At 69.8% G+C, this 14,173-nt stretch carries 11 protein-coding genes; 6 read left to right on the top strand and 5 right to left on the bottom strand.

Annotated features, from left to right (window positions below; genetic code table 11):
- Window positions 1-14: 14 nt before the first annotated feature.
- The 5 genes from ACLQ3B_RS19890 to ACLQ3B_RS19870 all read right to left on the bottom strand — a co-directional run bounded on the left by ACLQ3B_RS19890 (window position 15) and on the right by ACLQ3B_RS19870 (window position 5,992).
- On the bottom strand, window positions 15-1,757 hold the full coding sequence (locus ACLQ3B_RS19890) for an ABC transporter substrate-binding protein (protein ID WP_425782219.1): 1,743 nt from the start codon (window positions 1,755-1,757) through the stop codon (window positions 15-17).
- 135 nt (window positions 1,758-1,892) lie between these two features.
- Window positions 1,893-2,879, bottom strand: a complete 987-nt coding sequence (locus ACLQ3B_RS19885; protein WP_425782218.1) for an ABC transporter permease — start codon at window positions 2,877-2,879, stop codon at window positions 1,893-1,895.
- A gap of 10 nt (window positions 2,880-2,889) precedes the next feature.
- Window positions 2,890-3,897, bottom strand: coding sequence for an ABC transporter permease (locus tag ACLQ3B_RS19880; RefSeq protein ID WP_425782217.1), 1,008 nt, complete (start codon window positions 3,895-3,897; stop codon window positions 2,890-2,892).
- Complete coding sequence (locus ACLQ3B_RS19875; protein WP_425782216.1) at window positions 3,894-4,940, bottom strand: ABC transporter ATP-binding protein; 1,047 nt, start codon at window positions 4,938-4,940, stop codon at window positions 3,894-3,896. Before ACLQ3B_RS19875 ends, ACLQ3B_RS19880 begins: the two co-directional genes overlap by 4 nt.
- Window positions 4,937-5,992 (bottom strand): ABC transporter ATP-binding protein, encoded by a 1,056-nt coding sequence (locus ACLQ3B_RS19870; protein WP_425782537.1) that lies wholly within the window; start codon window positions 5,990-5,992, stop codon window positions 4,937-4,939. Before ACLQ3B_RS19870 ends, ACLQ3B_RS19875 begins: the two co-directional genes overlap by 4 nt.
- Before the next feature lie 478 nt (window positions 5,993-6,470).
- Here ACLQ3B_RS19870 and ACLQ3B_RS19865 point away from each other — a divergent pair, with 478 nt between their 5' ends.
- The 6 genes from ACLQ3B_RS19865 (at window position 6,471) to ACLQ3B_RS19840 (ending at window position 14,027) form a co-directional block, all read left to right on the top strand.
- The gene (locus ACLQ3B_RS19865) at window positions 6,471-7,040 is read left to right on the top strand and encodes a Uma2 family endonuclease (RefSeq protein WP_425782215.1); all 570 of its coding nucleotides are present in this window, start codon (window positions 6,471-6,473) and stop codon (window positions 7,038-7,040) included.
- 32 nt (window positions 7,041-7,072) lie between these two features.
- Window positions 7,073-8,509: a TldD/PmbA family protein gene (locus ACLQ3B_RS19860; RefSeq protein ID WP_425782214.1), complete on the top strand. Its 1,437-nt coding sequence runs from the start codon at window positions 7,073-7,075 to the stop codon at window positions 8,507-8,509.
- 58 nt (window positions 8,510-8,567) lie between these two features.
- Complete coding sequence (locus tag ACLQ3B_RS19855) at window positions 8,568-9,974, top strand: TldD/PmbA family protein (protein ID WP_425782213.1); 1,407 nt, start codon at window positions 8,568-8,570, stop codon at window positions 9,972-9,974.
- Between the two features lie 244 nt (window positions 9,975-10,218).
- Window positions 10,219-11,025: a hypothetical protein gene (locus ACLQ3B_RS19850; protein WP_425782212.1), complete on the top strand. Its 807-nt coding sequence runs from the start codon at window positions 10,219-10,221 to the stop codon at window positions 11,023-11,025.
- Between the two features lie 12 nt (window positions 11,026-11,037).
- On the top strand, window positions 11,038-12,966 hold the full coding sequence (locus tag ACLQ3B_RS19845) for a fumarate reductase/succinate dehydrogenase flavoprotein subunit (RefSeq protein WP_425782211.1): 1,929 nt from the start codon (window positions 11,038-11,040) through the stop codon (window positions 12,964-12,966).
- On the top strand, window positions 12,963-14,027 hold the full coding sequence (locus ACLQ3B_RS19840; RefSeq protein WP_425782210.1) for a succinate dehydrogenase/fumarate reductase iron-sulfur subunit: 1,065 nt from the start codon (window positions 12,963-12,965) through the stop codon (window positions 14,025-14,027). Before ACLQ3B_RS19845 ends, ACLQ3B_RS19840 begins: the two co-directional genes overlap by 4 nt.
- Window positions 14,028-14,173 lie beyond the last annotated feature (146 nt).

Raw genomic sequence — 14,173 nt, 5'->3', positions numbered from 1 at the left:
GTCTGCGGTGTGACCTACGGCTTGACGTGCGCGTTCACGAACGACGGGTAGCCGAAGACGCTGGAGATGAACACCCCGCCCGCCTTGGACCCGTGCACGTGGTAGGCCACGTCGACGAAGAGCGGCACCACGGGCGCGAACTCCTTCATGATCCGCTCGTCGAGCTTGGCCCACTCCGGGCCCTGGTCGGCGGCGGGCATGGCCTGGATGCGGTCCATCTCGGCGTTGATCGTCGGGTCGTTGAAGTAGGACTGGTTGCTGTTGCCCTCGGGCTTGATGGTGCGGCCGTCGTAGAGCACCGGCAGGATCGACGCCCCGCTCGGCCAGTCGGCCGCCCAGTTACCGATGTAGAGGTCCCAGGGGTTGTCCTTCTTCTTGATCTCGTCGAGCTTGGCGTCGTCCGAGATGTTCCGGACGGTGATCTTGAAGCCGGCCCGCTCCAGGTTGGCCTTGAGCTGGGCGCCCTGCTGCTGCTCGGTCGAGTTGTCGGCGACACCGAGGACCAGCTCCGGCGTCTTGCCACCGAGCAGCTCCTTGGCCTTGTCGACGTTGCCGTTGGCGCCCGCCGGGTACGCGTCGTACGCCTTGTAGCCGATGGTGGCCGGCGGCATGAGCGTGGTCAGCGGCGCGGCGACGGTCTGCCCGCCCATGGCCTTGATCAGGCCCTCGCGGTCGATGGCGTAGTTGAGCGCCTGGCGGACCTTCAGGTCGGTGACCCGCTGGTTGTTGATGACGAGCTGGTTGGCGCTCGGCGTCGGCGACAGGATCGTCCGGGACTTGAGCGCGGCGTCCCCGGCCACCTTGGCGACCAGCGAGGCGGGCACGCTGTTGAAGGCGAGCGCGCTCTGGTCGGCGCCGTTGTCGGCGATCACCCGGTTGCTGGCGGCGTCCGCGGTCGGGCCGAAGCTCCACACGAACTGGTCGGGGTACTGGTGCCGGACCGGGTCGGTCTTCGGGTCCCAGTTGGGGTTGCGGTCCAGGGTGATCTGCACGCCGACCTGGTTCTTGGCGACCTTGTACGGCCCGGACGAGAACGGCTGCTTGTCCAGGTCGACGCCGGTGTCCTTGTCGGCCGGCAGCGGCGCGGTGGTCGGCAGCGAAACCGCGAACGGCAGGTCACAGCGGGGCTTGGCGAACTCGAAGCGCAGCGTCTTCGCGTCCGGCGTGCTCAGGCCGGGCGGCAGCGACGTCTTGTTCTTCTTGAAGTCCCACTTGGTGTCGAACTGCGCGGTGTCGGCCAGCCACTCCTGGATGTAGGTGGGGCCGCCGGACAGGTCCGGGTCGAAGGACCGGGCGATGCCGTACGCGATCTCCTTGGAGGTGATCGGCCGGCCGTCCTCGAACTTCACCCCGTCCTTGATGGTGAATTCCCAGACCTTGCAGTCGTTGTTGACGTTCTTGCCCGGCGTCTCGGCCAGGTCGCCCACCAGGACCAGGCCGCCCTTGCCGTCGTCCTTCCAGGTGGTCAGGTAGCGCGACCACAGGGGGTTGGCCATCAGACCGGCGAACGAGTACGTCCGCTGCGGGTCGAGGTGGGAGATCGGCGACTCCCGGATGACGCTGAAGACGCCGCCCTTGGCAGCGCCGCTCACCTCGGCCGCTGGGCCCTGCGAGTCCTTGGGGTCGGTCGCGATGACCCCGGTCTGCTGCCGTTCGGTGTCCACAGTGGTGCCCTCGCCCGTGTTCTTCGAGCACGCACCCAATGCCACCACCAGAGCGATCGCGCCGCCTGCGGCAGCCACCACGCGTGGTCTCATGAAGTACCTCCTTCACCCATGTGTCGTGCGGTTTCGTCGGGGCGAGAAGCGCCGACGTCCCGAGGATCGTAAGGAAGAAAACCTACAAGCTGTGTAACAGTTGTCGATAAATTTCGCCACCGGCCCAGCCGCCGGTCAGCGCAGCCGCACCCGGGGGTCGATGGCCGCGTACAGCAGGTCCACAAGCACGTTCGCCAGCACCACGAAGACCGCGGCGATCAGCACGGTGGCCATGATGGTGGGCAGATCACCCGAGCGCACCGCGTCCACCGCCGTGCGCCCCAGCCCCTGGATGCCGAACGTCGTCTCGGTGATCACCGTTCCGCCCAGCGCCCCGCCCACGTCCAACCCGGCGATCGTCACCACCGGGGTGATCGCCGCGCGCAGCGCGTGCCGCCCGTACACCTTGGGTTTGGCCAGGCCCTTGGCCCGCGCGGTCCGGACGAAGTCCTCCGACAGCGTCTCCAACATCTGCGCCCGCGACAGCCGCGCGTAGATGGCCGAGAAGAGGAAGGCCAGCGCCACCCAGGCGAGCACCAGCCCGCTGGCCCACTTCGCCGGGTTGTCGAAGAGGGAGGTGTAGCTCGGCACCGGCAGCAGCCGCAGGTTGTAGACGAACACCATCAGCAGCACCGCACCCACGAAGTACAGCTGCAACGACGCGCCGGTCAGCGAGAAGCCGATCGCCAGCCGGTCCAGCCAGGTGCCCCGACGCAGCGCGGACACCATGCCGAGCCCCACGCCGAGCAGCAACCAGAGGATGGCCGCCGGGATCACGATGCTCAGCGTCACCGGCAGCACCCGGGCGATGGTGTCCGAGACGGCCTCGTTGGTGACGTACGACCAGCCCAGGCAGGGCGCGTCGCACCGGCCGCCCTGGGCGCTGCCCAGGTCCCGACCGGTCACGATGCCCTTCATGTAACCGGCGTACTGGCTGATCAGCGGGTCGTTGAGGCCCAGGTCGTCGCGGACCCGCTCCAGCCGCTCCGGGTTGCAGTTCTTCGAGCAGATGCTGCTGACCGGGTCGCGCGGCAGGGCGAAGAACATCAGGAAGGTCAACACGCTCACCGCGAAGAGGGTCAGCGTGGCAGAGAAGAGTCGCTTGAGCAGGAACCGTGACATGAGTCCACCCCTACCGGGACGACTTCGGGTCGAGCGCGTCCCGCAACGCGTCGCCGAAGAGGTTGAAGGCGAACACCAGCGCGAAGATCGTGATGCCCGGGAAGAAGACGTACGCCGGGTCGGTCTGGAGGAAGTCCAGACTGCGGTAGATCATTCGGCCGAAGCTCGGCGTCTCGTCGCTGAGGCCGACCCCGATGAACGACAACGCCGCCTCGCTGGTGATGAACTGCGGCACCGCCAGGGAGAACGACACCAGGATCGGCGCCCAGATGTTCGGCAGCAGCTGCCGGAAGAGCATGTGGCCCAGTCCGGCCCCGCTGGCCCGGGCCGCCTCCACGAACTCCCGCTCGCGCAACGCGATCACCTGCCCGCGTACCAGCCGGGCGGTGCTGGTCCAGCCGAAGATGGCGAAGACGGCGATCAGCACGCCCACCCCGAAGGCGGACGACACCTGCCCCCGCTCGCCGTAGAAGCGCAGCGTGATGGTGGGCGTGAGCGCGAGCGCGATGATCAGGAAGGGCATGGCCAGGGTCAGGTCGGTGATCCAGTTGATCACCGCATCGAGCCAGCCGCCCAGGTAGCCGGCGAGCGCGCCCAGCACGATCCCGATCGTCGCGGTGATCAGGGCCGCCGCGAACGCGATGAACAGCGAGGTCCGCAGCCCGTAGATCAGCCGGATGAAGATGTCCCGGCCCAGCCCCGGCTCCAGACCGAACCAGTGCCCGCCGCTGACCCCACCGGCATAACCCAGGGGCATGCCGAAGCCGTCCAGCAGGTTCTGGAACTGCTCCCGCGGCCCGATCCCGTAGACCATCTCGATCAGCGGGGCGGCCAACCCCAACAGCAGGAAGAAGACCAGGAGTACGCCGCTGACCACCGCCGTACGGTCGCGGCACAGCCGCAGCCAGGCGAGCTGACCGGGCGAGCGACCGACGACGCCCTTCGCGGCCGGCCCGCCCGGGTCCGTGCCGGACTCGATCTCGGCCAGTGCCACACCCTCCACCGGGGACAGACTCACGACGGCACCTCCTCGCTCTTCGCCCCGGCGCCGCGACCAGCCCGCGCGGTGGCCACGCCCGGGCCGGCGTCGGTCGATTCGGGGAAGTGACACGCGGTGGCCTGGTTGCCGCCGTCCCGCCGGACCAGCGCGGGCTCCTCGGTGGCGCAGATGTCCTGCGCCTTCCAACACCGGGTGCGGAACCGGCAGCCCGACGGCGGGTCCAGCGGGGTGGGCACGTCACCTGTCAACCGGATCCGACCCGCCGGGCCGAGCTGCGTGACGTCCGGAATCGCCGAGAGCAGAGCCCGGGTGTACGGGTGCTGCGGGCGTTCGTAGATGTCCGCCCGGTCGCCGATCTCCACGATCCGACCCAGGTACATGACCGCGACCCGCTGGCAGAAGTGCCGGACCACGGCCAGGTCGTGGGCGATGAACACGAAGGCCAGGCCGAGCTCCCGTTGCAGGTCGCGCAGCAGGTTGACGACCTGCGCCTGGATCGAGACGTCCAGCGCGCTCACCGGCTCGTCCGCGACGATCAGCTTCGGCCGCAGGGCCAACGCGCGGGCGATGCCGATGCGCTGGCGTTGACCGCCGGAGAACTCGTGCGGGTACCTGTTGTAGTGCTCCGGGTTCAGCCCGACCAGCTCCAGCAGCTCCTGCACCCGGGCCTTGGTCCCGCCCGGCGGCTTGATGCCGTTGACCTGCAGGGGCATCGCCACGATCCGGCCGACGGTGTGCCGGGGGTTCAGCGACGCGTACGGGTCCTGGAAGATGATCTGCAGGTCCTGGCGCAGCGGGCGCAACGCCCGGCGGCCGGCGTGGGTGATGTCCCGCCCGTCGAACTCGATGCTGCCGCTCGTCGGCTCCAGCAGCCGCACCAGCATCCGCCCGGTGGTGGTCTTGCCGCAGCCCGACTCCCCCACCAGGCCGAGCGTCTCACCCGGGCGCACGTCGAAGTCGAGCCCGTCCACCGCCCGCACCAGACCGGTGGCGCGCAGCCCCTGACGAACCGGGAAGTGCTTGCTCAGGCCGCGTACCCGCAGCAGTGGCTCAGCTGTCATCGGGCCACCCCCACTCGTGCGATGTCCTCGGCGTAGAACGTGACACGCTCCTCGGCGCTCAGGTGGCAGGCGACCAGGTGGTCATCGGCCCCGGCCGGGCGCAGCTCGGGGACCTCGGTGCGGGAGCGGCTGCCGGCGCGGTCCGCGTACCGGCAGCGTGGGTGGAACGCGCAGCCCGCCGGCAGGTTGATCAGGCTGGGCGGGTTGCCCGGGATGGGCACCAGGTCCGCGTCCGCGTCGCCGTGCAGCGACGGCACGCTGGAGAGCAACCCCCAGGTGTACGGATGCTGCGGCGCGCGCAGCACCTGCTCGACGCTGCCCCGCTCGACGGCACGCCCGCCGTACATGACAAGCACGTCGTCGGCGACCTGGCCGACCACGCCGAGATCATGGGTGATCAGGATGATCGCGGAGTGGAACTCGGCCTGGAGGTCGGCGAGCAGGTCCAGGATCTGCGCCTGCACGGTGACGTCCAACGCGGTGGTCGGCTCGTCGGCGATCAGCAGCGCCGGGTCGTTGACCAGGGACATCGCGATCATCGCCCGCTGGCGCATGCCGCCGGAGAACTCGTGCGGGTACTGGTCGAAGCGGCGCGCCGGCTGTGGGATGCCGACCCGGTCCAACATGTCGACCGCCCGCTGGCGGGCCTCGCGCCGGTTGGCCTTCGGGTGGTGCACCCGGTACGCCTCGGCGATCTGCCGACCCACCGTGTAGTACGGGTGCAGCGCCGACAGTGGATCCTGGAAGATCATCGCCATGTCCCGGCCGCGCAGGCGGCGTACCTCCTCGTCTCCGAGACCGACCACCTGCCGGCCACCCACCGAGATCTCCCCGGTGATGGTGGTCCGTTTCGGGTCGTGCAGGCCGAGGATCGCCAGCGAGGTGACGCTCTTGCCGGAGCCCGACTCACCGACGATGCCCAGGGTGCGGCCCCGCTCGACGGCGAACGACACCCCGTCGACCGCGCGCACCACGCCGTCCTCGGTGTCGAACCGGACCCGCAGGTCATCCACCCGCAGGTAGGCGTCCTGGTCGGAGCGCTGTGCCGGCACGGCGGGGCGGTCGTCCGGGTCACCGGACGGCAACGGTTCCGAGCTGTCCACGGCCACCTCCCTCAGTGACGAAGAGAACTTACAGCAATGTCCCGAGGGTGAAAATAAGCTACAAAGCCGGCACGTGTCAGCGGGCCCGAGCGTAACGAGTCCGCATCGGCCCCGCACCCCCGTCACCTCGCCATCCACACCCGTTCATGTCGCGCGACGCGCCAAGATCCTCACAACATCCCCGAAGTTGCTGCCTCGGCCGCGGCGGAGGCAGCAACTTCCCCGATACTGCGCGGATCTTGACGACGAACACCGCCCCCGGGGGCCGGGAGCGAGGGTTGGGGGCGACCACCCGCTGCCAAGGTCACGCTCGATCCAGGATCGAGTGGCATCACCGACGCGGTGATACCACTACATACAGGATGTTGCACGATCTTGCGGCCCGTCGAGGGTGCTCGCACCTCGGGTGCGACCTCAGCGATCCAGAATGAGTTGCACTGGGCGGGTGATTCCCGTCGGCATTCCTGGCCGCGCGCTGCCGTGGACTGAGTCGGACTACCTCGCCCTCGGCGAGACGGCCCAGCGCATCGAACTCCTCGACGGCGGCCTGCTCGTCGGACCATCGCCGTCCGTCCGACACCAGGTGATCGTCGGTGGCCTGTTAGTCGCTCTGGAACGAGGCTGCACCACGACGAATCACACCGTGCTCCCGGTAATCAACCTACGGCTGAACGCCACGCGGATCCTCAACCCCGACCTCGTGGTGGCCACGGAGTTGGATTTCGAAGCGACCTGCGTACCGGCAGGCGCGGTCCTCCTGGTCGGCGAGGTCGCCGCGCCACACACCGCCGTCATCGACCGGGTGTTGAAGCCGCACCTGTACGCGGCGGCCGGGATCGAGTGGTACCTGCTCGTCGACCAGGAGACCCTGACCGTGCATCTCCACCAGCGGCAGGGCGCCCACTACGTGGAGAGGGCAACGACGAAGCGCGGCGAGGTTCTGGAGTTGACGGAGCCGGTGCGGGCCACGATCCGGCCGGAGGATCTCGTCCCCTGACGGGTGTCGGTCGGCTGGCCTAGGGTCGGTCCATGACCGAGTTCGACGCGGCCGCCGCCGCCGTCCAGGCCGCCCTCGACGCGGGGGCTCGGTACGCCGACGCCCGGGTGATGCACCGCCGCTACGAGTCGATGACCGCGCGCAACGGTGACGTGGAGGAGCTGACCCAGGACGAGAGCATCGGGCTGGGCGTCCGGGCGTTGGTCGGGGCGAGCTGGGGCTTCCACGCCGTACCCGATCTGTCGGACGCCGCCGCCCGCGACGCCGGCCGGCGCGCGACCCGGACCGCCATGGCAAGCGCGCGGGTGCCGGGCCCTGCGGTCGACCTGGTGCCGGTGCAGGCGGTCACCGCGAGCTGGGCCTCCGGCTGCCAGATCGACCCGCTCGGGGTGCCCCTGTCGGCCAAGGGCGACCTGCTGGTCGACGCGACCCGCACGATGGCCGAGCACGGCGCGGACCTGGCCGAGGGCCTCTACCAGATCTGGGACACCGCGAAGTGGTTCGTCTCCAGCGAGGGCCACCGGATCGACCAGCGGATCCGCGAGTGCGGCGGCGGCATCTCGGCCACCTCCATCGGCGACGGCGAGACGCAGCGCCGGTCCTGGCCGAGCTACCGGGGGCAGTACGGCACCACCGGGTGGGAGCTGGTCGAGTCGCTGGACCTGGCCGCGCACGCCGCGCAGATCGCCGAGGAGTCCCGGGCGCTGCTCACCGCGCCGCCCTGCCCGGCCGGCGAGACGGATCTGATCCTCGGCGGCGAGCAGTTGGCCCTGCAGATCCACGAGTCGGTCGGGCACGCCATCGAACTGGACCGGATCCTCGGCTGGGAGGCGGCGTTCGCCGGCACGTCCTGGCTGGACCTGGCCCAGCTCGGGTCGCTGCGCTACGGCTCGGAACTGATGAACATCACCATCGACCCGACGATCCCGGGTGCGCTGGGCAGCTTCGGTTACGACGACGAGGGTTCCCCGGCGGTCAAGCGGGACGCCGTCCGGGACGGTCGGTGGGTGGGTGTGCTCGCCGGCCGGGATTCCGCCGCGATGGCCAGCCTCGACTACGGCGGCAGCGTACGGGCCGACGGGTGGGCCCGGCTGCCGATGGTGCGGATGACGAACGTCGGCCTGGAACCCGGCCCGCACACCCTGGAGGAGATCATCGCGGCCACCGACGACGGGGTGCTGATGGACCTCAACCGATCCTGGTCGATCGACGACAAGCGGCTCAACTTCCAGTTCGGCTGCGAGGTCGGCTGGGAGATCAAGAAGGGGCGGCGGGGGCGGATGCTGCGCAATCCCACGTACACCGGGATCGGCCCGCTGTTCTGGCGCTCGATGGACATGCTTTCCGGCGAGACGGTCTCCTGGGGGACGCCCAACTGCGGCAAGGGCCAGCCCGGCCAGGTCGGGCACACCGGCCACCCGGCCGCGCCGGCCCGGTTCAAGAACGTCCGCGTAGGAGTTTCAGCGTGAGCGCGAGGAGTGAGCCGGGTTTGCGAGCCCCGCAGTCGCGAACGAAAGGTGGCTCAGCGTGAGCGCGAGGAGTGAGCCGGAGTTGGCCGGGCAGGTCGTGGAGCTGGTTCGGCGTCTTGGCGGGCCGAACGCGCAGGCCGAGGCGGTGGTGACGCGGGCGGACCTGGCGTTGACCCGGTTCGCGAACTCGGGCATCCATCAGAACGTCTCCGAGTCGACAGTCGGCGTCCGGCTGCGGGTGCATGTCGACGGTCGGACGGCCGCCGGCGGCGGCAGCGTGGTCACCGCCGACGGTCTGAGCGCCCTGGTGGAGCGCACCCTGACCGCGGCGCGGCTCTGCCCGCCCGACCCGGGCTGGCCGGGGCTGGCCCCGCCCGTGCCCACGCCGGACGCGCCGCCCGTCGACGAGGCCACCGCGCATGCCGAGCCGGATCAGCGGGCCGACCGGGTGAGGGCGTTCGTCGCCGCCGCCGGGGGCCTCAGCACCGCCGGTTACTGCCGTACCGCGCACCGCTCGTCGGCGTTCGCCAACTCGGCCGGGCACTCGGCGTACGGCCGCTCGGTGGAGGCGGCGATGGATGGCATCGCCCGCCGCGACGGCGCGGACGGGGTGGCCCGGCGCAGCGCGGACCGGCTGTCCGACCTCGACGGCGCCGAGTTGGGGGCGCAGGCCGCCGCGAAGGCGCAGGCGGCGGCCGATCCGGTCGAGTTGCCGCCGGGGCACTACGAGGTGGTGTTCGAGCCGGCCGCCGTGGCGGACCTCCTACAGAACCTGTCCTTCTACGGCTTCAACGGCAAGCGGTACGCCGAGCGGCAGTCGTTCGCCGTGCCGGGGGCGGCCCAGTTCGACCGGGCGGTGACCCTGGTGGACGACCCGCTGGGCGGGTCCGGGTTGCCGTTCGACGCGGAGGGCACCGGTCGACGAGCGTTGACGCTTGTCGAGGCGGGCAGCACCCGGTCGGTGGCGCACGATCGCCGGACCGCCGCCGAGGCGGGCGCCGAGTCCACCGGGCACGCGGTCGCGGGGGGTGCCACCTGGGGTCCGATGCCCCGCAACCTGCGGCTGACCGGCGCGGTGGCGGGCCCGGTCAGTGCGGCGGGTCGGAGCACCACAGGCGCGGCGGCCGGAGCTGTCGTCGACGCGGACACCGCCGCGTTGGTGGCCGGTGTACGCCGGGGGCTGCTGGTCACCGACCTGTGGTACACGCGGGTGCTGGACCCGAAGAGCCTCGTCGTCACCGGGTTGACCCGCAACGGTGTCTGGCTGATCGAGGATGGCACGGTCGTCCGGGCGGTCCGTGACCTGCGGTTCACCGAGTCGTACCCGCGGGCGCTCGGGCCGGGGGCGGTGCTCGGGCTGGGCGCGCGGGCGGTGCGCCAACCGGAGCGGGTGGACGGTGCCTGGTGGGCGGCGCCCTCGCTGCGACTGGCGTCCTGGCACTTCACCGGAGGCGCCTCCGGCTGACGTTTCCCACGAGCGCGCCAAACCGGCGTGTCGAGGGCTTTTCCGCAGGCCAGACACACGGGACACTCCCTTGCGCGGACGGCTCGCAGAGATCGGCGTAACGTGTGTCACTTAGCTGCGTCGGTCGATCCGGCGTGGTCGTTGGTGTGCGCATGACGTGGCAGCGGGTGCGGGTTCGCCGGTCCGCGTGCCGACCGGAGAGAGACCAGCCCGCCCGTACGGGCCCGTCGAGGAGACGACTCGAATGACTTCAACGGCAACGAGGCCGAGGGGGGCGCGGGCGCGCGCCGCCATCGCGGCGAAGACGTTGCGTACCGACCGATGGTGGTTCGCCCCGCTGATCACCGTGATCGGGCTCAGCGCCTGGGTCGCGTACGCGACGGTCCGGGTCTTCATGCACAAGTGGTACTGGGTGGACCAGTTCCACTACCTGACCCCGTTCTACTCCCCGTGCGTGACCGACAGGTGTGTCGAGGAAGCCTCGCACTTCGGCCGGTTCCTGCCCGACTGGTGGATCATCCCGGACGCCGCGCTGACCCTGCCGTTCCTGCTGCTGTTCCGGCTCACCTGCTACTACTACCGCAAGGCGTACTACCGGTCGTTCTGGCTGTCGCCGCCGGCCTGTGCGGTCCCGGACGGGCACAAGGAGTACGGCGGTGAGACCCGTTTCCCGCTGCTCGGGCAGAACCTGCACCGTTACTTCTTCTACGCCGCCGCGATCATCTCGCTGATCAACACCTGGGACGCGATCCTCGCCTTCCACTCGCCGAAGGGCTTCGGCTTCGGGCTGGGCAACATCATCCTGCTGCTCAACGTGGTGATGCTGTGGGCGTACACGATCTCCTGCCACTCCTGCCGGCACATCATCGGCGGCCGGCTCAAGCACTTCTCCAAGCACCCGGTGCGGTACAAGGCCTGGACCTTCGTCTCGGCGTTGAACGTCCGGCACATGCAGCTCGCCTGGATCACCCTCGGCACCCTGGCGCTGGCCGACTTCTACATCATGGCGCTCGCGGCCGGCTGGTTCTCCGACCTGCGGTTCATCAACTAAAGGGCCCCTGACATGACCACAACCACTCGCATCGAACGACACCACTACGACGTCGTCGTCATCGGGGCCGGCGGCGCCGGTCTGCGCGCGGCGATCGAGGCCCGGCTGGCCGGCAAGAAGACCGCGATCATCTCCAAGTCGCTGTTCGGCAAGGCGCACACGGTGATGGCCGAGGGCGGCGCGGCCGCCGCGATGGGCAACGTGAACAGCCGGGACAACTGGCAGGTGCACTTCCGCGACACCATGCGCGGCGGCAAGTTCCTCAACAACTTCCGGATGGCCGAGCTGCACGCGAAGGAGTCGCCGCAGCGGATCTGGGAGCTGGAGACGTACGGTGCGCTCTTCGACCGCACCAAGGACGGCAAGATCTCGCAGCGTAACTTCGGTGGCCACGAGTACCCGCGTCTGGCTCACGTGGGCGACCGGACCGGCCTGGAGCTGATCCGCACCCTCCAGCAGAAGATCGTCTCGCTCCAGCAGGAGGACCAGCGGGAGTTCGGCTCGTACGACGCCCGGATCAGGGTGTTCTCCGAGACGACCATCACCGAGTTGCTGCTCGACGGTGACCGGGTGGCCGGCGCGTTCGGCTACTACCGGGAGTCCGGCGAGTTCATCCTTTTCGAGGCGCCGGCGGTCGTGCTGGCCACCGGTGGCGTCGGGCGCTCCTACAAGGTCACGTCGAACTCCTGGGAGTACACCGGGGACGGGCACGCGCTGGCGCTGCGCGCCGGGGCGACGCTGATCAACATGGAGTTCCTCCAGTTCCACCCGACCGGCATGGTCTGGCCGCCGTCGGTGAAGGGCATCCTGGTCACCGAGTCGGTGCGCGGTGACGGTGGCGTCCTGAAGAACTCCGAGGGCAAGCGGTTCATGTTCGACTACGTCCCCGACGTCTTCCGCAAGCAGTACGCGGAGACCGAGGAGGAGGCGGACCGCTGGTACACCGACCCGGACAACAACCGGCGCCCGCCGGAGCTGCTGCCCCGGGACGAGGTGGCCCGCGCGATCAACAGCGAGGTCAAGGCCGGCCGGGGCTCCCCCGCCGGTGGCGTCTTCCTGGACATCGCGAGCCGACGTTCGGCCGACGAGATCCGCCGCCGACTGCCGTCGATGTACCACCAGTTCAAGGAGCTGGCCGACGTCGACATCACGGCCGAGCCGATGGAGGTCGGGCCGACCTGTCACTACGTGATGGGCGGCGTCGAGGTCGACCCGGATTCGGGTGCCGCCTTCGGCCACGTACGCGGGCTGTTCGCCGCCGGTGAGGTCTCCGGCGGCATGCACGGCTCCAACCGACTCGGTGGCAACTCCCTGTCCGACCTGCTGGTCTTCGGCAAGCGGGCGGGCGGGCACGCCGCCAGCTACGCCGACGGGCTGGCCGCTCGGCCGAAGGTGGCCGTGGACGAGGTCGAAGCCGCCGTGGAGACCGCCCTCGCTCCGCTGCAGCGGGACACCGGCGAGAACCCGTACACCCTTCAGCAGGACCTCCAGGCGGTCATGGGAGACCTGGTGGGGATCATCCGCCGGGAGGGTGAGCTGGCCGACGCGCTGGTCCGGCTCGCCGAGCTGCGTGAGCGGGTGGCAAAGGTGAGCGCGGCCGGCGGCCGACGCTACAACCCGGGCTGGCACCTGGCCCTGGACCTGCGCAACATGCTGGTGGTCTCGGAGTGCACCGCGAAGGCGGCGCTGGAGCGGCAGGAGTCGCGCGGCGGGCACACCCGGGAGGACTACCCGGCGATGGAGCCGAAGTGGCGGCAGGTCAACCTGGTCTGCGCGCTGGACGGCGACACCGTGCAACTGACCCGCAAGCCGCTGCCGAAGATGCGGCCGGAGCTGATCGGCCTCTTCGACCGGGCCGAACTGGCCAAGTACCTCACCGACGAGGAGATCGCCGACTTCGACGCCCTCGTTGTCGACGCTGGAGAGGCGGACAACCGATGAGCGCGAAGCGTCAGTTCCGGATCTGGCGGGGCGACGAGACCGGCGGTGACCTCCAGGACTACATGGTGGAGGTGAACGAGGGCGAGGTCGTCCTCGACGTCATCCACCGTCTGCAGGCCACCGACGCGCCCGACCTGGCCTGCCGGTGGAACTGCAAGGCCGGCAAGTGCGGCTCCTGCTCCATGGAGATCAACGGCAAGCCGCGGCTGGGCTGCATGACGCGGATGTCGACCTTCGGCGACGACGAGACCGTCACGGTCACCCCGCTGCGCACCTTCCCGGTCATCCGGGACCTGGTCACCGACGTCTCGTTCAACTACGAGAAGGCACGGGAGACGCCGGCGTTCGCCCCGCCGGCGGACGTGGCCCCGGGTGACTACCGGATGCAGCAGGTCGACGTCGAGCGCTCGCAGGAGTTCCGCAAGTGCATCGAGTGCTTCCTGTGCCAGACGGTCTGCCACGTGATCCGTGACCACGACGAGAACAAGCAGGCGTTCTCCGGCCCGCGGTACTTCATCCGGGCAGCCGAGCTGGACATGCACCCGCTGGACGCGCGGACCGACCGCAAGGAGTACGCGCAGGCCGAACAGGGCCTCGGCTTCTGCAACATCACCAAGTGCTGCACCGAGGTCTGCCCCGAGCACATCAAGATCACTGATAACGGGATCATCCCCATGAAGGAACGGGTCGTCGACCGCAGGTACGATCCCCTTGTGTGGCTTGGTAGCAAGATCTTCCGTCGGGGCGAGACGCCCCAGACCAGCGTGACCACCGCCCGTCAGGGCTCGGCGACGCCGGGCTCCGCCCGGGGTGGGGTGCACTCGCACGCGGGTGGCTCCCACGATTCGCGGGCTGAGGCGCAGGCGCAGAGCGGCGTCAACTGGCATCGGGAGGTGCCCCACCCGACCGCTCCGGCGGTCGACGACCGGGGCAAGCTGCCGCTGACCGAGCTCACCTTCGACCGGGCCGCCGCGCCGTCGCCGTTCGGCGACGACGTGACCTTCCCGCTGCCTCCGGAGCACCTCAACTTCGCCCACCCGGAGCAGGACAACAAGCACTAACCACCCGAACAGAAACGGGGGCCGTGGCAATAGCCACGGCCCCCGTCCCACTTCCCCCACCCCCACCCCCGCCACCTGCGGTGATCAAGAGGTTTCGGTCATCAAAGGCCGAAGCCGTGACCGAAACTTCTTGATCACCGGGAGAT

It is taken from the genome of Micromonospora sp. DT53, from assembly GCF_049841535.1.
GTDB lineage: Bacteria > Actinomycetota > Actinomycetes > Mycobacteriales > Micromonosporaceae > Micromonospora.
Note: the sequence above shows the minus strand (reverse complement) of the source record. Positions and strands in the feature narration are given on the sequence as shown.

Bases quoted from the DNA above. Each gene is read 5' to 3' on its own strand.
- ACLQ3B_RS19875 (WP_425782216.1), bottom strand. From the start codon at position 4,940: ATGACAGCTGAGCCACTGCTGCGGGTACGCGGCCTGAGCAAGCACTTC.
- ACLQ3B_RS19845 (WP_425782211.1), top strand. From the start codon at position 11,038: ATGACCACAACCACTCGCATCGAACGACACCACTACGACGTCGTCGTC.
- ACLQ3B_RS19890 (WP_425782219.1), bottom strand. From the start codon at position 1,757: ATGAGACCACGCGTGGTGGCTGCCGCAGGCGGCGCGATCGCTCTGGTG.
- ACLQ3B_RS19860 (WP_425782214.1), top strand. From the start codon at position 7,073: ATGACCGAGTTCGACGCGGCCGCCGCCGCCGTCCAGGCCGCCCTCGAC.
- ACLQ3B_RS19865 (WP_425782215.1), top strand. From the start codon at position 6,471: ATGAGTTGCACTGGGCGGGTGATTCCCGTCGGCATTCCTGGCCGCGCG.
- ACLQ3B_RS19850 (WP_425782212.1), top strand. From the start codon at position 10,219: ATGACTTCAACGGCAACGAGGCCGAGGGGGGCGCGGGCGCGCGCCGCC.
- ACLQ3B_RS19885 (WP_425782218.1), bottom strand. From the start codon at position 2,879: ATGTCACGGTTCCTGCTCAAGCGACTCTTCTCTGCCACGCTGACCCTC.
- ACLQ3B_RS19840 (WP_425782210.1), top strand. From the start codon at position 12,963: ATGAGCGCGAAGCGTCAGTTCCGGATCTGGCGGGGCGACGAGACCGGC.